The organism is Frigidibacter sp. MR17.24 (assembly GCF_037095655.1).
Lineage (GTDB): Bacteria > Pseudomonadota > Alphaproteobacteria > Rhodobacterales > Rhodobacteraceae > Frigidibacter.
Genome location: NZ_JBAWKE010000003.1, coordinates 428,991 through 449,180, shown reverse-complemented (window position 1 = coordinate 449,180; position 20,190 = coordinate 428,991). Strand labels below are relative to the sequence as shown.

Sequence of the window (20,190 nt, the reverse complement as noted above, 5' to 3'; positions counted from 1 at the left end):
ACGGCGACCGTGCTCGATTGTCTGCGATGGGCTGACGCTCATCCGTTGCGTCGCTTCGCAGCGACAGATCACCGATCGGGATCCTTGCCGCGCCGCCGCACGGCTTCTTCGAGCCTATCAAGGACGGTCGCGCGATGGTGCAGCTTGGATGCAATGGACCGGATGTTCCTCCAGCGAAGGTCGTCCGTGCCCAGAGATCGGCGGTGGGTATGAGGGCCGGCCCTCTGCGGCTAAGCTTGTGGCCGTTGAAGGGGGATCTGCCATGATCGATGTCGAGGAACATATCGTCTCCGCCGAGCGGCTGCGCGAGCTTCTTCCAACCGAAGGCTTCGTGAACACCTTTCTCAAGGTCAGCGACCGGCTCAACGACGTGGCACGCGACTTCATCGCGAAGTGCCCCTTCGTCGTGATCGCGACAAAGGCCTCGGGCGGACTGATCGATGTGTCACCGAAAGGGGATCCGGCCGGCTTCGTGGAGGTCTTCGACGAGCGGACGCTGATCATCCCCGACAGGCTCGGCAATCATCGGGTCGACGGGTTCCACAACCTGCTCGAGGACCCGAGCGTCGCGGTCCTGTTCATCATCCCCGGCCATGGCGACACGCTCCGGGTGGCCGGCAAGGCGCGGATCGTTCGCGATGCCGCGATCAGCAGACGGCATGCCGTGAACGGCAAGGAACCTCTTCGCGCCCTGATCGTCGAGGTGGAGGAGGCCTTCATGCACTGCTCGAAGTCGATGATCCGATCCCGTCTGTGGCAGCCGGCGTATTGGCTAGAACGCAAGTCGGCTCCGACGCTTGCCGACTGGGTCGTCGCGACGGTCGATCGGGAGCAGACCCTCGACGAGGTTCAGGCCGACCACAGCGCGGACGAGGCTGCACGGCTTTACTGAAGTCCCGGGCCGTTGATCGCATCGAGGGTCGCAAGGTGTCAGGGCCCCGGCAGCCGTCTGTCGTTCCAGACCCGGAGATGATGAGACGTTGGCAGCATCGCATCGGTCAGGATCACGTGGGGTTCCGTGCGCGAACCGCCCAAGCGCGGGCCGTCAGGCGGATCGGCCCATCGCTCTCCAGCCGTTCTTTAAGCCGTGTCCGCAGCGAGCTGCGCAGCTCGGGCGAAAGGCCGAGGCAGTAGCCCGGGGCCGGACCGGTGCCGAGGGTGAACGGCGTCCAGTAGGCGTCGAAATCCGGGAACTCGGCGGTGATCTCGATCGGGACCACATTCGGTTCGGCGAACCCCGCCTGGGTGCACATCTCGGCCAGCACCCTCGGACGGCAGAAGGGAAATCGCACGGCCTCGTCCAGCACCCCGGCTGCGGGGTCGAGCTTCGCAGCCTCCTTCCAGAAGGCGTCGACGAAGCCGAGCCCGCCGCCCGGATAGTCCCATACGTAGAAGGCCAGCTGCCCGCCCGGACGCAGGACGCCGCGTGCCTCGGCCAAAGCCGCCGCACGGTCGGGCACGAAGTTCAGCACCAGTCCGGAAACGAGGAGATCCGCGCTGCTGCTGGCTGTCGGAAGCTGGTCGGCAACCGCCTGCTGAAACCGTGCCCGCGGGTCGCGGAGCGCGTTGCGGGTGTGGATGACGAAGCCCCCCGCGGGGTCCGTCGCAAGGATCGACCGCGGCAGCGCGCGGCGCAGGATCTCCGAGGTCAGCGCCCCAGTGCCGCAGCCGACCTCGACCCAGTCCGCGCCCGCCGGCGGATCCAGCCAATCCAGGAACCGCTCGGCGATCTGCCGGCTCCAGCGGCCCATGTAACGCTCGTAGCTGTCACCTGCCGTCCAGGCATCCTGTCGTGCTTCGGCCTGCATGGTCATGCCCTCCCTGTCACCGTGCCCAGTGTGAACCCGCCGGGCCGCCCCTCAAGTTCATTTTCTGAAGTTGAGCCGTGACCGGCGCGGGCCTAGGCTCGGGCCATGAAGGAACGTCAGGGATACGGCCAGTTCTGCCCGATCGCACGGGCTTCGGAGATCCTCGCCACGCGCTGGACGCCGCTGATCCTGCGCGAGCTTCACTTCGGCAGCACGCGTTACGGCGATCTGCGGCGCGGCCTGCCGCGGATCTCGAGCGCGATGCTCGCGCAGCGGCTGAAGGAACTGGAACAGGCGGGCATCGTCACCGTCGCCCGTGCAGAGGGAGCCGGCCCTGCCTATGGCCTGTCCGAGGCCGGGGCGGCGCTGTTCCCGGTGCTGGAGGCGATGGGCCGCTGGGCGCAGGCCCATGCCCGCGCCGACATGACGAAGGACGACAACCTCGATCCCGACCTTCTGATGTGGAACATCCGTCGCCGGGCCAACTGCGGTCATGTCCCGGCGGGCGGGCATTTCGTCGCGATGTTCCAGTTCCTGGGCGTTCCTGTCCCGCGCAGCCGGTTCTGGCTTCTCTTCACGGGCGACGGGGTCGAGATCTGCCTGCGCGATCCCGGGCATGAGGTCGGGCTGCAGGTCACGGCGCATATCCGCACGATGACGCGGATCTGGCTGGGGCATCTGCCGCTCGACCAGGCGATCAGCAGCCGCGACCTGCTGCTGGAGGGATCGCGACAGACGATCCGCGAGTTCTCGGACTGGTTCGCGCTCAGCGCGCTGGCCGATAGCTGCGATGCGGATGGTCCGCGGTCCTGACCCGATTTCCGGCATCGAGCGTTGCCCGAACGCTTCGGCCCTTCGTTCGTCGGTCGCGACATGGCATCGCCTGGTGTCGCAGGCACCTTCAGCGGTGACCGAGCCGATATCTTCCCGCTCGGCGTGTTGCGACAGCAGCTGTGGAAGCAGCGGGCTGTCGCCCTGTCGGCTGAACGTGTCGTCGACGGCCCGGATATCGCCGGTCTGCGCATAGATGCCGATATGGACCTTGCGCCACTGCCTACGGCGCGACGCACCGTGCTTGCGTGCCTGCCACTCACCACCGCCGCGGACCTCTATGCCCCTCGCCGGTTCGCTCGAACCGGTGGCGCTTACCGGCGCGATATCAACTAGCAGGGTCACGGGGCCGTCCGGGCGGCCATGGGGATCTGCACCGCAAGCCGGGCCTGGCGCCGGCGTGACGCGTGGAATAGTCCGGAACAGGCCAGTCCAGCCCCGCCATCTCGATCAGGCTGATGGCTCGATAGTCAGGCCAGTTTGTCGTGCGGCACCGAGGAGAAGAGGGCTCCGGCATGGCCCGAAGCCAAGGTTCAGGACACACGGCGTGAAGCTGCCTCACGGGTAGATGCAGCAATGCCCAGTGGAAGACTGCATTCTCTCTCTCCGTGTGACTGCGTTGATGGATGACCCGGTCGCCGGGGCGCGGCGCTCAGGCCAGTGTGCGCCGCGCGGTCCGGTGGCGCCCACGCCAGGCGCGCCAGATCGAGACGAGGATGCTCGCCGCGGTCACCATCAGGAACAGCACGCCGATCGGACCGGCCACGAAGACTGTGTAGTCGCCATCCGCGCAAGGACCGGCAGGAACAGCGCGCCCACGACATACTGCACGAGGGCCGCGAGGATCACCCCGAAGAGGATCGATTGGACCAGTGCCGGCTGCTCGGCGAGGAACTGCGGTCCCGGATGCAGCCCGTGCATGATCAGCGCGCCCATGATGATCGCCGTCGTCGGCGGGCCCGACACGCCAAGCGCCAGCATCGGGACCAGCGCGCCGCCGACGGTGGCATTTTCGACGCCTCGGGCCGTTTCGAGCGGGTGCGGGCATAGTCGCGCGCGACGCAGCAGGCGCTGTTGCCGCCGACACCCGCCCGGATCCCGAGCACGGTACCGATGACCGAGCCCGACAGCATCGAGCGCCAGATCTCGCGCCAGAGCCGGGCCGACATGAAGACATGGCCGGCGCCGGACGTGTCCATGCCCTGTCCCCGGGCATGTTCCTCATCGCCAGCAGCAGCGCAAGCCCGCCTAGTATTCCACCGACGGTCAGGCGGTGAGCGAGATCGAGATCGCCACGGTCGCGCGGCCCTTCTGCGACATTTCATCGCCGTCGATCGCCGTGGCGGCGGCAGTCGTTCCCGGTGTCGACAGCAGGGTCGCGCTGATCGAGCCGCCGTATTCGGCCGTGACGTAGAGCGGGATCATCAGCAGCATGCCGCGTGCGGGCGACATCGCGCAGGTGAAGGGGATCAGCAGGCTCGGCCCGCTCGAGGGGCGAGGCTCCGGAAGCGCGCCGATGAACAGGACGCCCAAGTCCCGAGGCTGAAGATGATCCCAGAGCTTGCGCGATACCGTCCATGTCCTGCTCCGCCGCCGCCGGCCGCGCCTCCTCCGGGCGTCCCGCTTGCGAGAGCCTTTGTCGGCAGGACCTGTCGCGCGGCCAATTCGGCTGGCCACCGCGTCATGAGTTGGCGCTGGAGCGACCCTCGCGGCGGCGCCCGGCGCAGGGCGGGGCCGTGGTACGCGCCGGCTGCGAAGGATGCGGTTCCGGTCGCGGTGGGTCTTAGCCCTCGTCCCGCGCTCGCCTTCGGATCGCGTGGCGGGGTCAGTCCAACATGCCGTTCGCGCGTTGCAGCGCGCGGACAAAGGCGACGATCGCCTTCACATCGGCCCGCGTCACGCCCTCGACCGGGGGCATGTCGCCAAAGCGCCAGTGATGCGCCCGGACACCCCATTCCGCCGCCATCAGGAAGGCCTGATCGCCATGGTGGTCGGGCAGGTAGAACGGATGCAGGAACGGCGGTCCCCGGTCGGTGCCGGTCGCGACCTCGCCGTGGCAGCTGGCGCAGAGGGCGGCATAGGCGCGCTGGCCGATCGCCGCCTCGCCCGTCACCTCGGGGCGGACGACCGATCCGGGCTCGGGTGCGTTGACGCCGCCCGCCAGCGCGGGAAGGCCGGCCGCGACGGCGAGCACCGCGATCGGCAGGCCCAGCCGCCGGTTCATGCCCGGCCCTCCGGGCCGGCCAGGTCCGTCAGGATCGGGCAGTCCGGCCGGTCGTCGCCGTGGCAGCGATGCACGAGATCGGACAGCGTCACCTTCAGCGCCTCGAGTTCGGCGATCTTGCGGTCGATCTCGCCCAGCCGCTCCTCGGCCAGCCGCTTCACGTCGGCGCTCGCGCGCTCGCGGTCCTCGTACAGCGACAGCAGCGCCCGGCAGTCGTCGATCGAAAACCCGAGTGACCGCGCCCGGGCCAGGAACCCCAGCTTCGCCGCCTCGCGCGCGCCGAAGTCGCGATAGCCGTTCGCGGCGCGGGCCGGGCTGACCAGCCCGATCTCCTCGTAATAGCGGATCGTCTTCGCCGGCAGGCCGCTCGCCTCGGCCGCGTCCTTGATGTTCATCGCGCCACCCCCATTCTTTCCGTCAAATCCTAAGGCTTCCCGCCGCTGGAAGGTCAATCGCGAATTGCCCCTTGACCTTCCAGCGACTGGAAGGACTACGTCACAGGGCGACGCAGGGTTCCTGCCCAGGAGGCATACATGCACGCACATCATCATCACGACCATGGCACCGGCCAAGGTTGCTGCGGCGGCAAGGGCCATGGGGCCGCCAAGGCCACAGTCATCCGCGACCCGGTCTGCGGCATGACCGTCGACCCCGAGGCCGGCAAGCCGAGCCTCGATCACGACGGCCGCACCTTCCACTTCTGCTCGGACGGCTGCCGCACCAAGTTCGCCGCCGCGCCGGACAACTACCTCACCGCGAAGGACCCGGTCTGCGGCATGAGTGTCGACCGCGCCAGCGCCGCGCACATGGCCAAGCACGAAGGCCAGCGGTTCTATTTCTGCTCGGCTCGCTGCCAGGAGAAGTTCGAGGCCGATCCCGACGCCTGGCTGGGCGACCGCCCCGCGCCCGAGGCCCCGGCCGGCGCGCAATGGACCTGCCCGATGCACCCCGAGATCGTGCAGGACGGCCCCGGCGACTGCCCGATCTGCGGCATGGCGCTGGAGCCGATGATGCCGAGTGCCGACAGCGGCCCCAACCCCGAGCTGGTCGATTTCCGGCGCCGGCTGTGGATCGGCGCGCCCCTGGCGGCCGTGGTCTTCGTGCTCGAGATGGGCGACCATGTCGGCCTGCCGTTCCGCGACTGGCTCGGGCCCACCGCCTTCCTCTGGGTCCAGGCCGTGCTGGCGACGGCGGTCGTCTGGCTGACGCGGGTGTTCTTCAAGCGCGGCTGGTCCTCGATCGTCAACCGCAGCCCGAACATGTGGACGCTGATCGCGATCGGCACCGGGGCGGCGTGGATCTTCTCGGTGGTGGCGCTGCTGGCACCCGGGATCTTCCCGCATGCCATGCGCCATGACGGCATGGTGCCGGTGTATTTCGAGGCGGCGGCGGTGATCCTGATCCTCGTGCTCGTCGGCCAGGTGATGGAGCTGACCGCGCGCGACCGCACAGGCGACGCGATCCGGGCGCTGATGGACCTTGCGCCGAAGACCGCGCGGCGGGTTCGTGACGGGCAGGAGGAGGACGTGCCCCTCGACGCGGTCGCGGCGGGGGACCTCCTGCGCGTGCGCCCGGGCGAGGCGGTGCCGGTCGACGGCACGGTGACCGAGGGTCATTCGAGCGTCGACGAGAGCATGGTGACCGGCGAGCCGGTGCCGGTCGAGAAGACCGAAGGCGCGGCCGTCACCGGTGGCACGCTGAACCGCACCGGCAGTTTCGTCATGCGCGCCGAGCGGGTGGGGGCGGAAACGACGCTGTCGCGCATCGTCGGTCTCGTCGCGCAGGCGCAGCGCTCGCGCGCGCCGATTCAAGCGGCGGCCGACCGGGTGGCGGGCTATTTCGTGCCGGCGGTCGTCGGCTCGGCCCTGCTGGCGTTTGTCCTGTGGTGGGCGATCGGGCCCGCGCCGGCGCTGAGCCACGCCTTCGTCGCCGCGGTCTCGGTGCTGATCATAGCCTGCCCCTGTGCGCTGGGCCTTGCGACCCCGATGTCGATCATGGTGGCGACCGGGCGCGGCGCGCATGCGGGCGTCCTGATCCGCGATGCCGAGGCGCTGGAGCGGCTGGCCAAGGTCGACGTGCTGGTCGTGGACAAGACCGGCACGCTGACCGAGGGCCGCCCCTCGCTGACCGAGGTCGTCCCGGGCGCGCTCGACGAGCCCGCGATCCTCGCCCATGCGGCGGCGCTCGAGCGCGGCTCGGAACACCCGCTGGCCGAGGCGATCACCGCCGGGGCCGAGGCGCGCGGGGCCGAGCGGCTTGAGGTGCAGGACTTCGATGCCGTCACCGGCAAGGGCGTGACGGGCACGGTGAACGGCGCGCGGGTGGCCCTTGGCAATGCCGCGCTGATGGCGGCCGAGGGCATCGAGACCGGCGATCTTGCTGCCCGCGCGGCAGAGCTTCAGGCGCAGGGCCGCACCGCGATGTTCCTCGCGGTGGGCGGCACGGCCGCGGGCCTTGTCGCGGTCGCCGACAAGGTGAAACCCACCACGGCCGAGGCGATCAGGGGCTTGCACGACGCGGGTCTGCGCATCGTCATGGCCACGGGTGACGCCGAGGCGACGGCGAAGGCGGTGGCGAAAAGCCTCGGCATCGACGAGGTCCGCGCCGGGGTCTCGCCCGAGGACAAGGGCGCGCTGGTGGCCGAGCTGCAGGCCAAGGGCCTGAGCGTCGCCATGGCGGGCGACGGGGTGAACGACGCCCCCGCGCTGGCGGCGGCGGACGTGGGCATCGCGATGGGCACCGGGGCCGACGTGGCGGTGGAAAGCGCGGGCATCACGCTGGTGAAGGGCGACCTGACGCGCATCCTGACCGCGCGGCGGCTGGCACAGGCGGCGATGGCCAACATCCGCCAGAACCTGTTCTTCGCCTTCGTCTACAACGCGGCGGGCGTGCCGCTGGCGGCGGGGCTTCTCTACCCGTTCCTCGGCATCCTGCTGTCGCCCGTGGTCGCGGCGGCGGCGATGAGCCTCAGCTCGGTCTCGGTCATCGGCAACGCGCTGCGCCTGCGCGCGCTGAAGCTCGACTGAGACCAAGGTCGGTGGCGGGCGATTGCCGCGCCACCGATCCGGCTCTTGCCCCGCGCCCCTGCAATCCGGTAGGTTTTCCCCATGTGGCACCGCCTTCGCGCTCTTCTCCCGCTTTGCGTCGTGATCCTGATCACGGCGACGGTGGCGTTGAGCCCGGCCAATGCCGCCTCGATGCTCGACTGCGATGGCACGGCGACCGCCCCTGCCAAGGCCTCCGACATGGGCCATGACCATGCCTCGATGTCCCATGCGGATGAAACGCCCGCGCCCGGCGACATGAAGGCCGACCACTGCGCCAGCCACGCCTGCCTGATGGCGATCGCCGCGCTGGCGATCCAGCCCGCGGCGCCGTTGCGCCTTGCGCAGCCGCAGGGCCTGCCGGTGCGCGCGTCGCTCATCGACCTCGCGATCCCCGAGGGGCTGCGCCGGCCACCCCGCGCCTGATCCGGATCCCGCACGCGCGGGGGGCCAAGCCCTCGCGCCCGTCGTGACCTGTGATCGGATGAGGACCCTTCGTGAAACCCGTTCTTGCGGCCATCGTGCCGCTGCTTGCCGCCGGCTGCGCGCCGGTGGACAGGCTGACCCCTGCGCCGGGGCTGATCGCCCCGGCCGATCCCGCAACCGCGCGCCCGGCCCCTTCGGGCCCCGCCGTCGCCTATACCGCGCATGAGATCACCGAGCCGGGCGACTGGCGCGGCCTTAACGACGCCCAGTCGGGAGGTCGACCATGAAGCCGCTGATCCTGGGCCTGTCCGCCGCCCTGACCCTGTCGGCCTGCGCCGATTTCGGCACGATGGGCCGCGCCTCGGAGCCCCGCGCGGGCTTCGCGCGGACCGAGGCCGCAGCCCGCTCTGCCGGGCTGAAGGCCGCCTGGCACCTGACGCCGGCCGAGGTCGCGGCCAATGCCGCCCGCGTCCGCGCCAGGGTGCAGGGCAAGACCGTCAACGCCGACACCGCGGTGCAGGTGGCGCTGGTCAACAACCGCGCGCTGCAGGCGCGCTATGCCGAGCTGGGCCTGTCCTCGACCGAGCTTTGGGAGGCCGCGATGGGCCCGGTCCCGACGCTCGGCGTCTCGGCCACCGGCCTTGCGGGCGATGCCGCGCGCAGCCTCGAGGCGGCGCTCGCGACCTCGCTTCTCGACATCGCCACCGCGAAGCCCCGCACCCGCGTGGCGCAGATCCGCTTCGAACAGGCCGAGCTTGCGGCGCTGTCCGAGACCATGGCGCTCGCCGTCGAGACCCGCCGCGCGTGGATCGAGGCGGTCGGCGCCTTCGAAGCGGCAGCGCTGATCGGCCAGGCCCAGGGCACGGCTGAGGCCGCGTCGGAGCTGGCGTCGCAGCTTGGCCAGACCGGGGCGCTGAACCGGGCCGATCAGGCGCGGGAACATGCCTTCACCGCGGAACTCGCCGCCGAGCGCGCCGCCGCGCGGCTCGAGGCCGAGGTCGCCAAGGAACGGCTCTTGCGGCTGATGGGTCTTTGGGGCGGCGATCTCGACGTCTTCGTCCCCGATGCCCTGCCGGGGCTGCCGGGCCGGCCGCGAGGGGCCGCCGACATCGAGCGGCTGGCCCTGCAGAACCGCCCCGATCTGGCGGCGGGACGGCTGGAGCTGGACGCGGTCGCGCTCGACTACCGGCTGGAAGGCCGGACGCGGATGATCTCCGACGTGGCGCTGGCCGCGGGCGGCGAGGCCGAGCGCGAGGATGGCGAGACCGACCGCACGGCGGTGCTGGACCTGGATTTCGAGATCCCGCTCTACGACACCGGCAGGCTCGTGTCGAAGCGCGGCCAGATGGCCTATCTGAAGGCCGCCAACGCGCTGGCCGACCAGGCGATCGCCGCGCGGGCCGAAGCGCGGATCGCGCAGCGGCAGGTCACCGGCCGTCACGCCATCGCGCGCCAGTGGCGCGACCAGGTGGTGCCGCTCCGGGCCGAGATCGATGAGCAGGCGCTCCTGTCCTACAACGGCATGCTCACCTCGGCCTTCGATCTTCTCGAGGATGCCCGCGACGGGCTCGAGGCGCGGCTCTCGGCGGCCGAGGCCAAGAAGGACTACTGGATCGCCGAGACCGACGTGACCGCCGCCATCTGGGGCGGCCCGATCTCCAGCGAAGGAGGCGACGAATGAACCGCAGACAGATGCTGGGCGCCGGGATCGGCGCCGGTGCGGTGCTGGCCTCGGCCGCCGCCGCGCAGACCCGCTTTCGCGACCTGCCCGAGGCCGCGGTGATGGACAGCCCCGCGACCGCGGTGCCGCCGCGCCCGGGCTCGGGGCCCGACTACAACCCGGTGGTCACGCTCAACGGCTGGTCGCTGCCCTGGCGGATGAACGGCAATGTCAAGGAGTTCCACCTGGTCGCCGAACCGGTCGAACGGATCATGGCCGAGGGGATGATCGCCCGCCTCTGGGGCTACAACGGCCAGTCCACCGGCCCGACGATCGAGGCGGTCGAGGGCGAGCGGGTGCGGATCTACGTCACCAACCGCCTGCCCGAACACACTTCGGTCCACTGGCACGGGCTGATCCTGCCCTCGGGGATGGACGGGGTCGGCGGCCTCAGCCACCCGGCGATCCCGCCGGGCAAGACCTTCGTCTACGAGTTCGACCTGATCAAGTCGGGCACCTTCATGTACCACCCCCATGCCGACGAGATGGTGCAGATGGCGATGGGGATGATGGGGCTCTTCATCGTGCACCCGCGCGACCCCGCCTTCATGCCGGTCGACCGCGACTTCGCCTTCCTGCTCGCGGCCTATGACATCGACCCCGGCACCTACCTGCCGCGGGTGGCCGAGATGACCGACTTCAACCTGTGGACCTTCAACAGCCGGGTCTTCCCCGACATCGACCCGCTGGTCGCGGCGAAGGGCGACCGGGTCCGCGTGCGGGTCGGCAACCTGACGATGACCAACCACCCGGTGCACATGCACGGCTACGACTTCGAGGTCACCTGCACCGACGGCGGCTGGGTCCGCCCTGAGGCGCGCTGGCCCGAGGTGACGATCGACATCCCCGTCGGCGCGATGCGCGCCTACGAGTTCGACGCGAACCACGTCGGCGACTGGGCGCTGCACTGCCACAAGTCGCATCACACGATGAACGCGATGGGCCACGACCTGCCGACGGTGATCGGCGCCGACAAGTCGCGCCTGACGGCGATGATGCGCCGCCACCAGCCCGGCTACATGCCGATGGGCACCGCCGGCATGGCCGACATGGGCGAGATGTCGATGGAGCTGCCCGAGAACACCGTGCCGATGATGACCGGCTGGGGGCCCTACGGCCCGCTCGAGATGGGCGGGATGTTCACCGTCCTGAAGGTGCGCGAGGGCATCGCGCCCGGCGACTATTCCGACCCGGGCTGGTTCGAGAACCCGCCCGGCACCCAGGCCTGGGAATGGACCGGCGAGCTTCCGGACCACGCCCGCAACGACAGCCCCCGCACGATCCTGACCCCGCCCGGCCACCTGCGCCGCGGCTGAGCCCCAATTTCCCGAGGAGAGACCCAGATGACCACCAGACTGTCCCTGATCGCCGCCGCGCTTTGCCTCGCGCCGGTCGCGGCCCTTGCCGCCGGAAACCATGCCGGCGGCCACCCGATGGCGATCGGCATGGCGGCCCACCACAAGCCCTCGCGCACCGTCGAGGTGACGATGCGCGAGACCGAGGATGGCGCCTATGTCTTCGAACCCGCCGATCTCGCCTTCACCCCCGGCGAGACGGTGCGGCTGCACATCGTCAACGCCGGCGAGACCGAGCACGAGTTCGTCATGGACACGCCCCATGCCATCACCGAGCACAAGGCGCTGATGGAGAAGTTCCCCGAGATGGAACACGACGACCCGAACGCCGTGCGCCTCGGCCCCGGCGAGGAGGCCGACATCCTGTGGACCTTCGGCGAGGCCGGCGCCTTCGCCTTCGCCTGCCTGCTGCCCGGCCATTACGAGGCCGGCATGCACGGCACGCTCGACGTCAAGTGACCCCTGAAAGGAGACCCGCCATGAAGACGCTTCTGACCCTCGCCGCCGCGCTGACGCTCTCGGCCGGCATGAGCCTCGCGCAGTCCGGGATGCCGATGACGACCGGCACCGTGACGAAGATCGACACCAAGTGGAACAAGGTCACGATCGACCACGGCCCGCTCGAGAACCTCGACATGCCGGCGATGAAGATGGTGTTCAACGTCGCCGACCCGGCGATGCTCGAGGGCCTGACCGAAGGCGCCGAGGTCGAGTTTCACGCCGAGCGCATGAACGGCAAGCTGACGGTGACCGAGCTGAAACGCTGAAGCCGTCGCCCTGGGCGGCGTGGTCGACCGGGGCGCAGGCTGCGGCCCGGGGCTGGCTCGTGGGCGCGCCTGTCGGGTCGATGATGGCCGACGACTGGCCGCGCACGAGGGCACCGAAAGGAGCGATTTTCCGGGCGGTTTCCGGCCCGGGGAAGCTGCGCCATCACCCGGCGGTGGCCGAAGGGGCGGTACGGCGGAAGGCCATCAAGCATCGGCGACCCGGTGCAGGGCGGCCGTCGGCCGTCGCCTGACAGCCCGAGGGGAGCAGGTCGTCGTTCGCTTGCCGCGACCCGCGTGGATCGCGCCATGCCAAGCGGCCCGGGCATGATACCGCCCACCGGCGCCGCGGTGCGCGGCGCCGGTGGGCGGGGTGGTCAGTAGCCCGCGGTCGGTTCCGGGCGCGGGCGGGCATCGCGGTCGGCCGCGGTTCGGCGCGCGCCCTCGATCAGCAGCGAGACGTCGTTCGTGCCGATGACGAAGCGATAGCCGAGACGCCAGAGATCCTCCCAGTCGCGGCCCGCGCCGACGATGGTCGCCAGCGGCTTGCCGCTCGCCGCCGCGGTCTCCTCGATCTGGCGGATCAGCTGCTGCGGCGCGGGTTCGAGCATGCGCTCGAGATGGTCGATCGAGCCGGCAAGGTCGTTGGGGCCGATGAAGACCATGTCGACCCCGGGCACGGCCGCGATCTCGGCCAGATTGCCCACGGCCTCGACATGCTCGCACTGCAGCATCAGCAGCAGGTCGTCGGAGGCCTCGTCGCGGGCATAGCCCGGGCGGGCGCCCCAGTTCGACGCGCGGATGATCGGCGCGCAATAGCCGCGGCGGCCAAGGCCGGGATAGCGGGCGGCGGCGGCGATCGAACGCGCCTGCTCGGCCGTGTTGACCATCGGCACGATCAGCGAGCGGAAGCCGCGGTCCAGCACCTGCTTGAGCACGGTGTCCGACCCGTCGGGCACGCGCAGCACCACCTCGCCGCCGGCCGCCTCGACGGCCCGGGCGATCGCCACCCAGTCCTCGATGCCGCCGCGGCCGTGCTCGCCGTCGATCACCAGCACGTTCCAGCCATGGTGCACCATGATCTCGGCGATGTCGGCATTGCCGAGCTGCACCCAGGCCGCGGCAATCCTCTCGCCGGACTGCAGGCGCTTCTTGAGCGGGTTCATTTGTCGTCCTCCAGGTCGAAGACCTTGCCGGGATTGAGAAGGCCTTCGGGATCGAGTGCTGCCTTGATGCGGCGCATCAGCGCCAGCTCTTCGGGCGTGCGCGAGTAGGGCAGGTAGGGCTTCTTGAGCAGCCCGATCCCGTGCTCGGCGGAAACGGTGCCGTCGAAGTCGCGCACCGTCGCGTAGACGATTGCCGCGATCTCGGCCATCGGCTGGGTCTCGGCGCCACGCGACAGGGCGACGATGTGCAGGTTGCCGTCGCCGATGTGGCCGTAGAACACCGCCAGCGACTGCGGGATCGACGCGGCCAGACGGTCGCGGCAGGCCGAGACGAAGGCTTCCATCCGCGCGACCGGCAGCCCGATGTCGAAGGCGCAGTGCGGCCCGAGCCGCGAGCCGAATTCCGAACAGGCGTCGCGCGTGTTCCAGAAGGCCTGCACGTCGCCGAGGCTTTGCGAGATCGCGGCATCGGCCAGCAGGCCGGCCTCGAACTGGTCCTCGATCCAGCTCTGGAAGCGGGGACCGTCCGTCTCCTCGGCAAGGCCCTGCGCCTCGATCAGGACGTAGTAGGGGTGCAGCCCCTCCAGCGGCGAGCGCACGCCGACGGTGACGGTGGCCTCGTGCCAGTAGTCCGGCCACATGACCTCGAAGGCCGAGAGCATCGGGCCGAGCCCGCGGCGGGCCGACCCGAGCAGCGCCACGACGTCTTCATAGGTGTCGCAGCCGCAGAGCGCGGCGTTGACGCAGCCGGGCTTCGGCTGCATCCGCAGCACCGCGCGGGTGATGATCCCCAGCGTGCCTTCCGAGCCGATGAACAGCTGCTTGAGATCGTAGCCCGCGTTGTTCTTGATCATCTTGTTCAGGCTGGTGACCAGCGTGCCGTCGGGCAGCACGTATTCGAGGCCCAGCACCATCTCGCGCGCCATGCCGTAGCGGATCACGCGGTTGCCGCCGGCATTGGTCCCGAGGTTGCCGCCGATCTGGCACGAGCCGCGCGCCCCGAGGTCGAGCGGGATGAAGAAGCCCTCGGCATCGGCGGCCTTCTGGATCACCTCGAGCGGCGTGCCCGCGCAGACCGTCAGGGTCGAGGCGGCGGGGTCGATCTCCTCGATGCCGGTCAGCCGCTCGAGCGAGATCATCACCGCGCCCGCGACCGGGTGGCCGCCGCCAGCAAGGCCGGTCAGGCCGCCCTGCGGCACGAAGGGCACGTGGTGGCGCGCGCAGATCGCGACGGCACGGGCGACGCCGGCAGGGTCGGCGGGGCGCACGACGGCCAGCGGGCCTACGGCGGGCAGATAGCTCGTGTCCTGCAGGTTGCGTGCCGGGATCGCATCCCCGGCAAGAAGCGCCGCGCCGGGGAAGGCCTCGGTCAGAGCGGTGAGACAGCCCTCGGGGTCGGGGCGGGTGGCATGATCGAGCATGGGGAACCTGTGAAACCGGCTTGCGGCAGGGAACATTTGGCGGAGGAGGAGGCGGGGCCCGCGCCGGGGCCCCGCCGGGGGGAACGGTCAGTTCCCGCGCAGCTTCTTCAGCTCGGCCATCAGCAGGTCGTAGTTTTCCTGGCCGATGGTCGGGATCGCGGCGTCATAGGCGGGAACGACCAGCTCGCGCAGGTGGTCCATCGCCTCGGGCGTCAGGTCGTTGACCTCCATGCCCTCTTCCTTCAGCGTCGCCAGCGCCTCGTCGACCGCGGCCCGCGACCGGGCGATCTGCGCGGTGCGGCCCTCGGCGGCGCAATTGCGCGTCAGCGCCTGCTCGTCGGCATTCAGCCCGTCCCAGACCTGCTTCGAGATCAGCACCGGGGTCGGCGAATAGGCGTGGCGGGTCAGCGTGAGGTAGCTCTGCACCTCGTAGAAGCGGCTGGCCTGGATCAGCGGCAGCGGGTTTTCCTGCCCGTCGACGGCCCCGGTCTCGAGCGCGGTGAACACCTCGCCGAAGGCCATCGGCACCGGGTTCGCGCCGAGGCGGCGGAAGGTGTCGAGGAAGATCGGGTTCTGCATGACGCGGAAGTTCATGCCGCCGAAGTCCTCGGCCTTCTCGATCGGGTGCTTCGAGTTGGTCGTGTTGCGGAAGCCGTTTTCCCAGATCGACAGCAGGATGAGGCCGTGACCCGGCATCTTCTCGGCGACGTGGTCGAAATAGGGACCGGTCATCACCGCGTCGACCTCTTCGTCCGACGAGAACAGGAACGGCAGCTCGAAGGCCGACATCGCCGGCTCGATGCCGCCGATCGCGGCGGCGCCGGTCACGACCATCTCGATCGAGCCCGAGCGCACCGACTGCGTCGCCTCGGCATCGTCACCGAGCTGGCCGTTGTAGAAGCCGCGCAGCTTCATCTTGCCGTCGGACCCGGCCTGCATGCAGGCCGACATCGCGTCGACGCCGGCCGAGACCGGGTGATCCTCGGCCGCGCCGTTCGACACCTTGAAGGTGTGGCGCCCGTAATCGGCGGCCGCCGCCGGCAGGGCGGTGCCCAGCGCGGTGGCGAGGGCCAGGGCCGCGGTCGCGCCGCGGGCGAGGGTGGTGGCTTTCATGGTCATTTCTCCTCCCATGAGACATGAAGACGTGAAGGCAGGCGGCCGCTCAGCGCAGCCATTCCATCGGGGCGAGCACGAGCTGCGGGAAGATCACCAGCAGCAGCAGCACGAGGACCTGCATCGCGAGGAACGGCATGTTGCCGCGCGCGACCCGGTGCATCGGCACCCCCGAGACCCCGGCCGAGACCGACAGCACGATCCCCACCGGCGGCGTCACGAGGCCGATCGCGGTGTTGATGACGAAGATCACCCCGAAGTAGACCGGGTCGATCCCAGCCTCTTCCACCACCGGCAGCAGCACCGGCGCGAGGATCAGGATCGAGGGCCCCATGTCGAGCATGGTGCCGACGACGAGGATCACGAGCATGATCGCGAGCAGCAGCAGCGTCGGCGTGTCGACCAGCGGCTCGACAAGGCCCAGCACGATGCCCGACAGGTCGGCGATCGAGATGAACCACGAGGTGGCCAGCGCGGCCGCCGCGAGCAGCATCACCACGGCGGTGGTGGTCGCGGCCGAGCGGAACACCTCGAACAGCTGCGAGGGCTTCAGCTCGCGGTAGACCACGAGGCCGACGAACAGCGCGTAGACGGCGGCGATCACGGCGGCCTCGGTCGGGGTGACGACGCCGAAGCGGATGCCGCCCAGGATGATCACCGGCAGACCCAGCGCCCAGAGCGCCTCGCGGAAGGTGCGCAGCCGGGTGGCCCAGCTCTGGCGGGGCAGCGGCTCGACCTTGTCGTGGCGCACCACGATCATCCAGGCGATCAGCGCGCCGATGCCCATCATCGCGCCGGGCACGATGCCGGCCATGAACAGCTGGCTGATCGACAGGTTCGTCGCCACGCCGAAGATGATGTAGGCGATCGAGGGCGGGATGATCGGGGCGATGATGCCGCCCGAGGCCATGAGACCGACCGAGCGGGCCTCGTCATGGCCGGCCGCGCGCATCATCGGCAGAAGGATCGAGATCAGCGCCGCGGTATCGGCCGCGGCCGAGCCCGAGAGCGAGGCGAGGATGATCGCGGCGAAGATCGCGACCACGCCGAGCCCGCCGCGCAGGTGGCCCACCAGCGACATGGCGAAGGCGATGATGCGGCGCGACATGCCGCCCGCGTTCATCAGCTCGCCCGCCAGCAGGAAGAACGGGATCGCGAGCAGCGAGAAGTTGTTGGCGCCCACGATCAGCCGCTGGCTGATGATCTGGGGATCGAACATGTCGAGCGTGATGCCCATCGTCACCGCGCACAGGATCAGCGCGAAGGCCACGGGGACGCCGGTCGACAGGGCCGCGCCCAGCGTCACCAGGAAGATCACGAGGCTCATTGGTGGATCTCCTCGGCGGTATGCGCCTCGGTCTCGCGGCCGGTCGCGTAGCCGATCATCCGCCAGGCCGCCATCGCCCCGATCGCGATCGCCGCCGGGACGGCGACGCCGAACACGACCGACATCGGCAGGCCGGTCACTGGCGCGCGGTTGGTCGCGTTGATCTGCCACTGCTGCAGGGTGCCGGTCAGCAGCAGGCCGCAGCAGAAGACGATCAGCGCATGGGCGATGGTCAGCAGCACGCGGCGCGTGCGCGGGCCGACGACGGTGATGACGAGGTCAAAGCCCATGTGCTGATGGCGCCTCATGGCCGAGATCGACCCGAGGAAGATCAGCCACACGAAGCAGAAGCGCGACATCTCCTCGGAGATGTCGATGCCCGAGCCGAAGCCATAGCGCAGAACCACGTTGCCGAAGACCATGATCGTCATCGCTGCCAGCAGCAGCACGAGCAGCAGGTCGATGATGCCGTAGAAAAGGGAATCGAGTCGTTTCACTTGCGTCCTCCTCCGACGCGGATGATTTCCCCGGTCACGTAGCCGGCGCCGAACAGCAGCCAGTCGGCTGCCTCGGCGACCTCCTCCGGCTGCCCGACCCGGGCCAGCGGTATGCCCGACGCGGTCGCGGCCAGCGCGGCGCGGTCGGCGAAGACGGTCTTCTGGATGTCGGTGTCGATGATCCCGGGCGCGATCGCGTTCACGCGCAGCTCGGGTGCCAGATCGCGCGCCATCGCCGCGGTCAGCGCCAGCATCGCCCCCTTGGTCGCCCCGTAGACCGCATGGCCGGGCGCGCCGCCGTTGACCCCGGCGATCGAGGCCATGTTGACGATCGCGGCCTGGGGATGGGGCACCCGGGCGCGCAGGAAGGCAGAGGTCACCAGAAGCGTGCCGCGCAGGTTGATCGCCAGCGCGCGGTCGATCTCGTCCGCGTCCATCTCGGACAGCGCCATCGGGCGCCCGAGGATGCCCGCGTTGTTGACCAGGTGCGTCGGGGGCCGTTCGGCCAGCCGCGCCTCGGCGGCGCGGATCGCGTCGGCATCGGCGACGTCGACGACCGCGGCATGCGCCTGCGGCCCGATGTCGGCCGCGGTGCGCGCCAGCGCCTCGGCGTCGCGGTCCCACAGCCAGACGTCGGCGCCGCGCGCCGCCGCGGCCAGCGCGACCGCGCGGCCGATCCCGGCCGCGGCGCCGGTCACGAGGATGCAGGCCGTGCCGATCATGCCTCGAACTCGTGCGCGAAGTGCTGGTGCTCGGCCAGGTCGACGAGGCCCGAGAAGCCCGCGTAGTCGAAGGCCTCGGCCGACGGGTCGGGGCGGCCGGCCTGCCGCAGCCGCCCGAGCGCCGCCGCCTGCGCGCCAAGCCCGGCCAGAAGGACGGTCAGCGCGAACAGGCAGATGCGGAAGTCCATCTGCTCGAGCGTGTCGAGCGTGACGCGCGCCGCGTCGGTGCCATCGACGATCGAGACGATCTTGGGCGCCTTCAGGCCCTCGGCCACGGCCTCGACCTGTGCCTCGGTCTTGATCCCGTCGACGAAGACCAGGTCGACGCCGGTATCGGCGTAGCGGCGCGCGCGTTCCAGCGCGCCCTCGATCCCCTCGACCCCGAGCGCGTCGGTGCGGCCGATGACCAGCATCCCCGACCCGGTCGCGTCGCGGGCGGCGACGGCGGCGCGCAGCCGGGCGGCGGCGGTTTCGGCCGAGACGAGCCGCGCCCCGGCCAGCTGGCCGCAGCGCTTGGGCATCTCCTGATCCTCGACGTGGAACGCGGCGACGCCGGCGCGGGCATAGTCGTCGATCACCCGGCGCAGGTTCAGCGGCCCGCCATAGCCGGTGTCGGCATCGGCGATCACCGGGATCGCCGTCGCCGCCGCCATCGCGCGCGCCTGGTCCGACATCTCGGTCTGCGACAACAGGCCAAGGTCGGGGCGCCCGATCCGGGTCGCCGTGGCGCCGAGCCCGGTCATGTACACCGCCTCGAAGCCCTGCGCCTCGACCAGCCGCGCGGTGAGCGCGTCGATCGCGCCCGGCGCGGCGACGATCCCGGGGCGGGAGAGGCGATCGCGCAGCCTTTGCGCGGCAGGTGTGGGGATCATTTCGTGTCTTCCCTGCGAGAGGTCAGTTGCTGGCTCGCCACGCGCCGGGTGCGGTCGACGTGTTCGTGCAGAATGGTTTCGAAGGTCGCGAGATCGTCGGCCCTGAACGCGGCCAGCATCTCGCGGTGCTCGTCGAAGCTCGACCGGCGGCGCTCGTCGTATTGGGCGGTGAGAACCGTGCGCAGCGTGGCGATGCGCGCATCCGCCAGCTGGTAGGCGTTGCGCACGAGCGCGTTGCCGCACAGGTCGAAGAAGGTGGTGTGGAACGCGGTGTCGGCCTGGGCATAGGCGCGGGTGTCGCCGGCCGCCTCGGCGCGTTCCATCGTGGCGATCAGGGTCTCGATCGCCGCGATCAGGACGTCCCTGTCGGCGGCATGCGCAAGCCGCGCGGCCTCGCGTTCAAGCATGAAGCGGAACTGGCACAGCTCGGCCACGTCGTCGAGCGAGGGCGAGAAGACGAAGCTGCCGCGCTTGGGGCGGACCTCGACGAGACCGGTGAACTGCAGCGCCGCGAGCGCGTCGCGGACCGGCGAGCGGCTGACCCCGAAGACCGAGGTGAGACGGTCTTCCGAGATGTTTTCGCCCAGTGCGAACTGTCCGTCGATGATCGCCTCGCGCAGGCGGTCGGTGACCATGGCGGTCAGCGACTGCGGCTGCACGAGCCTGAGATCGTTGATCCCGGCCATAATACCCTCACTCCCTTACATGTAACATGTAACACATAAGCGAACGGATCAAGCCCGGTTCTTCGGCGGGCGTCGGATGCCCGCTCGGCGCGCGGGCACCGTCCGGAATCTGCTGGTGGGAGACGAGGTTGCGACGGCGCCGGTCAGGCCCGCGCGCCGCGCGCGGCCGAGGGGGGGGAGGCGCCGGCCGGCGCCTCCGGTCGCGAATCGTCGC

At 70.3% G+C, this 20,190-nt stretch carries 22 protein-coding genes and 1 pseudogene; 9 read left to right on the top strand and 14 right to left on the bottom strand.

The window, feature by feature from the left end; all coding sequences use genetic code 11:
* Positions 1-262 precede the first annotated feature (262 nt).
* The gene (locus V8J39_RS14290; protein ID WP_336461599.1) at positions 263-892 is read left to right on the top strand and encodes an MSMEG_1061 family FMN-dependent PPOX-type flavoprotein; all 630 of its coding nucleotides are present in this window, start codon (positions 263-265) and stop codon (positions 890-892) included.
* A gap of 112 nt (positions 893-1,004) precedes the next feature.
* On the opposite strand, the gene V8J39_RS14285 is transcribed toward V8J39_RS14290, so the two are convergent.
* Positions 1,005-1,814 carry a class I SAM-dependent methyltransferase gene (locus V8J39_RS14285; RefSeq protein ID WP_336461598.1) on the bottom strand — a complete coding sequence of 270 codons (810 nt, stop codon included), beginning with the start codon at positions 1,812-1,814 and terminating at the stop codon, positions 1,005-1,007.
* A gap of 99 nt (positions 1,815-1,913) precedes the next feature.
* On the opposite strand from V8J39_RS14285, the gene V8J39_RS14280 reads away from it, so the two are divergent.
* Positions 1,914-2,621 carry a winged helix-turn-helix transcriptional regulator gene (locus tag V8J39_RS14280; protein WP_336461597.1) on the top strand — a complete coding sequence of 236 codons (708 nt, stop codon included), beginning with the start codon at positions 1,914-1,916 and terminating at the stop codon, positions 2,619-2,621.
* Between the two features lie 30 nt (positions 2,622-2,651).
* Here the strand turns inward: V8J39_RS14280 and V8J39_RS14275 are convergent.
* From V8J39_RS14275 to cueR, 5 genes and pseudogenes are all read right to left on the bottom strand, one after another.
* Positions 2,652-3,096: pseudogene (locus tag V8J39_RS14275) on the bottom strand (transposase); the annotation flags it as partial.
* Positions 3,097-3,374: 278 nt separating this feature from the next.
* The gene (locus V8J39_RS14270) at positions 3,375-3,704 is read right to left on the bottom strand and encodes a tripartite tricarboxylate transporter permease (RefSeq protein WP_336461616.1); all 330 of its coding nucleotides are present in this window, start codon (positions 3,702-3,704) and stop codon (positions 3,375-3,377) included.
* 201 nt (positions 3,705-3,905) lie between these two features.
* Positions 3,906-4,172, bottom strand: coding sequence for a tripartite tricarboxylate transporter permease (locus V8J39_RS14265; RefSeq protein WP_336461596.1), 267 nt, complete (start codon positions 4,170-4,172; stop codon positions 3,906-3,908).
* Positions 4,173-4,464: 292 nt separating this feature from the next.
* Positions 4,465-4,863, bottom strand: coding sequence for a c-type cytochrome (locus tag V8J39_RS14260; protein WP_336461595.1), 399 nt, complete (start codon positions 4,861-4,863; stop codon positions 4,465-4,467).
* On the bottom strand, positions 4,860-5,258 hold the full coding sequence (cueR, locus tag V8J39_RS14255; RefSeq protein ID WP_336461594.1) for a Cu(I)-responsive transcriptional regulator: 399 nt from the start codon (positions 5,256-5,258) through the stop codon (positions 4,860-4,862). Before cueR ends, V8J39_RS14260 begins: the two co-directional genes overlap by 4 nt.
* Positions 5,259-5,396: 138 nt before the next feature.
* On the opposite strand from cueR, the gene V8J39_RS14250 reads away from it, so the two are divergent.
* The 7 genes from V8J39_RS14250 to V8J39_RS14220 all read left to right on the top strand — a co-directional run bounded on the left by V8J39_RS14250 (position 5,397) and on the right by V8J39_RS14220 (position 12,175).
* A complete protein-coding gene (locus tag V8J39_RS14250; protein ID WP_336461593.1) occupies positions 5,397-7,889 on the top strand; it encodes a heavy metal translocating P-type ATPase in 2,493 nt (830 codons plus the stop codon).
* Between the two features lie 81 nt (positions 7,890-7,970).
* A complete protein-coding gene (locus tag V8J39_RS14245; protein ID WP_336461592.1) occupies positions 7,971-8,333 on the top strand; it encodes a hypothetical protein in 363 nt (120 codons plus the stop codon).
* 71 nt (positions 8,334-8,404) lie between these two features.
* Positions 8,405-8,620: a hypothetical protein gene (locus tag V8J39_RS14240; protein WP_336461591.1), complete on the top strand. Its 216-nt coding sequence runs from the start codon at positions 8,405-8,407 to the stop codon at positions 8,618-8,620.
* Complete coding sequence (locus tag V8J39_RS14235) at positions 8,617-10,014, top strand: TolC family protein (protein WP_336461590.1); 1,398 nt, start codon at positions 8,617-8,619, stop codon at positions 10,012-10,014. Before V8J39_RS14240 ends, V8J39_RS14235 begins: the two co-directional genes overlap by 4 nt.
* A complete protein-coding gene (locus tag V8J39_RS14230; RefSeq protein ID WP_336461589.1) occupies positions 10,011-11,369 on the top strand; it encodes a multicopper oxidase family protein in 1,359 nt (452 codons plus the stop codon). Before V8J39_RS14235 ends, V8J39_RS14230 begins: the two co-directional genes overlap by 4 nt.
* A gap of 27 nt (positions 11,370-11,396) precedes the next feature.
* A complete protein-coding gene (locus V8J39_RS14225) occupies positions 11,397-11,867 on the top strand; it encodes a cupredoxin domain-containing protein (protein WP_336461588.1) in 471 nt (156 codons plus the stop codon).
* Positions 11,868-11,887: 20 nt separating this feature from the next.
* Complete coding sequence (locus V8J39_RS14220) at positions 11,888-12,175, top strand: copper-binding protein (RefSeq protein ID WP_336461587.1); 288 nt, start codon at positions 11,888-11,890, stop codon at positions 12,173-12,175.
* Positions 12,176-12,549: 374 nt separating this feature from the next.
* On the opposite strand, the gene V8J39_RS14215 is transcribed toward V8J39_RS14220, so the two are convergent.
* The 8 genes from V8J39_RS14215 to V8J39_RS14180 all read right to left on the bottom strand — a co-directional run bounded on the left by V8J39_RS14215 (position 12,550) and on the right by V8J39_RS14180 (position 19,976).
* Positions 12,550-13,338, bottom strand: coding sequence for an HpcH/HpaI aldolase family protein (locus V8J39_RS14215; RefSeq protein WP_336461586.1), 789 nt, complete (start codon positions 13,336-13,338; stop codon positions 12,550-12,552).
* On the bottom strand, positions 13,335-14,759 hold the full coding sequence (locus tag V8J39_RS14210) for an FAD-binding oxidoreductase (RefSeq protein WP_336461585.1): 1,425 nt from the start codon (positions 14,757-14,759) through the stop codon (positions 13,335-13,337). Before V8J39_RS14210 ends, V8J39_RS14215 begins: the two co-directional genes overlap by 4 nt.
* An 87-nt stretch (positions 14,760-14,846) precedes the next feature.
* Positions 14,847-15,872, bottom strand: a complete 1,026-nt coding sequence (dctP, locus tag V8J39_RS14205; RefSeq protein WP_336461584.1) for a TRAP transporter substrate-binding protein DctP — start codon at positions 15,870-15,872, stop codon at positions 14,847-14,849.
* 49 nt (positions 15,873-15,921) lie between these two features.
* Positions 15,922-17,199 carry a TRAP transporter large permease gene (locus tag V8J39_RS14200; protein WP_336461583.1) on the bottom strand — a complete coding sequence of 426 codons (1,278 nt, stop codon included), beginning with the start codon at positions 17,197-17,199 and terminating at the stop codon, positions 15,922-15,924.
* Complete coding sequence (locus tag V8J39_RS14195) at positions 17,196-17,696, bottom strand: TRAP transporter small permease (protein WP_336461582.1); 501 nt, start codon at positions 17,694-17,696, stop codon at positions 17,196-17,198. Before V8J39_RS14195 ends, V8J39_RS14200 begins: the two co-directional genes overlap by 4 nt.
* Entirely contained in the window at positions 17,693-18,418 is a 726-nt protein-coding gene (locus V8J39_RS14190) for an SDR family NAD(P)-dependent oxidoreductase (RefSeq protein ID WP_336461581.1), read from the bottom strand. Before V8J39_RS14190 ends, V8J39_RS14195 begins: the two co-directional genes overlap by 4 nt.
* Positions 18,415-19,290: an isocitrate lyase/PEP mutase family protein gene (locus V8J39_RS14185; RefSeq protein ID WP_336461580.1), complete on the bottom strand. Its 876-nt coding sequence runs from the start codon at positions 19,288-19,290 to the stop codon at positions 18,415-18,417. The genes V8J39_RS14190 and V8J39_RS14185 overlap by 4 nt, the downstream gene beginning before the upstream one ends.
* Entirely contained in the window at positions 19,287-19,976 is a 690-nt protein-coding gene (locus V8J39_RS14180; protein ID WP_336461579.1) for a GntR family transcriptional regulator, read from the bottom strand. The genes V8J39_RS14185 and V8J39_RS14180 overlap by 4 nt, the downstream gene beginning before the upstream one ends.
* Between the last annotated feature and the right edge of the window lie 214 nt (positions 19,977-20,190).

Bases quoted from the DNA above. Each gene is read 5' to 3' on its own strand.
- V8J39_RS14190 (WP_336461581.1), bottom strand. From the start codon at position 18,418: ATGATCGGCACGGCCTGCATCCTCGTGACCGGCGCCGCGGCCGGGATC.
- V8J39_RS14180 (WP_336461579.1), bottom strand. From the start codon at position 19,976: ATGGCCGGGATCAACGATCTCAGGCTCGTGCAGCCGCAGTCGCTGACC.
- V8J39_RS14215 (WP_336461586.1), bottom strand. From the start codon at position 13,338: ATGAACCCGCTCAAGAAGCGCCTGCAGTCCGGCGAGAGGATTGCCGCG.
- cueR (WP_336461594.1), bottom strand. From the start codon at position 5,258: ATGAACATCAAGGACGCGGCCGAGGCGAGCGGCCTGCCGGCGAAGACG.
- V8J39_RS14250 (WP_336461593.1), top strand. From the start codon at position 5,397: ATGCACGCACATCATCATCACGACCATGGCACCGGCCAAGGTTGCTGC.
- V8J39_RS14230 (WP_336461589.1), top strand. From the start codon at position 10,011: ATGAACCGCAGACAGATGCTGGGCGCCGGGATCGGCGCCGGTGCGGTG.
- dctP (WP_336461584.1), bottom strand. From the start codon at position 15,872: ATGAAAGCCACCACCCTCGCCCGCGGCGCGACCGCGGCCCTGGCCCTC.
- V8J39_RS14220 (WP_336461587.1), top strand. From the start codon at position 11,888: ATGAAGACGCTTCTGACCCTCGCCGCCGCGCTGACGCTCTCGGCCGGC.
- V8J39_RS14280 (WP_336461597.1), top strand. From the start codon at position 1,914: ATGAAGGAACGTCAGGGATACGGCCAGTTCTGCCCGATCGCACGGGCT.
- V8J39_RS14260 (WP_336461595.1), bottom strand. From the start codon at position 4,863: ATGAACCGGCGGCTGGGCCTGCCGATCGCGGTGCTCGCCGTCGCGGCC.
- V8J39_RS14210 (WP_336461585.1), bottom strand. From the start codon at position 14,759: ATGCTCGATCATGCCACCCGCCCCGACCCCGAGGGCTGTCTCACCGCT.
- V8J39_RS14200 (WP_336461583.1), bottom strand. From the start codon at position 17,199: ATGAGCCTCGTGATCTTCCTGGTGACGCTGGGCGCGGCCCTGTCGACC.
- V8J39_RS14235 (WP_336461590.1), top strand. From the start codon at position 8,617: ATGAAGCCGCTGATCCTGGGCCTGTCCGCCGCCCTGACCCTGTCGGCC.
- V8J39_RS14245 (WP_336461592.1), top strand. From the start codon at position 7,971: ATGTGGCACCGCCTTCGCGCTCTTCTCCCGCTTTGCGTCGTGATCCTG.
- V8J39_RS14225 (WP_336461588.1), top strand. From the start codon at position 11,397: ATGACCACCAGACTGTCCCTGATCGCCGCCGCGCTTTGCCTCGCGCCG.
- V8J39_RS14285 (WP_336461598.1), bottom strand. From the start codon at position 1,814: ATGACCATGCAGGCCGAAGCACGACAGGATGCCTGGACGGCAGGTGAC.
- V8J39_RS14290 (WP_336461599.1), top strand. From the start codon at position 263: ATGATCGATGTCGAGGAACATATCGTCTCCGCCGAGCGGCTGCGCGAG.
- V8J39_RS14185 (WP_336461580.1), bottom strand. From the start codon at position 19,290: ATGATCCCCACACCTGCCGCGCAAAGGCTGCGCGATCGCCTCTCCCGC.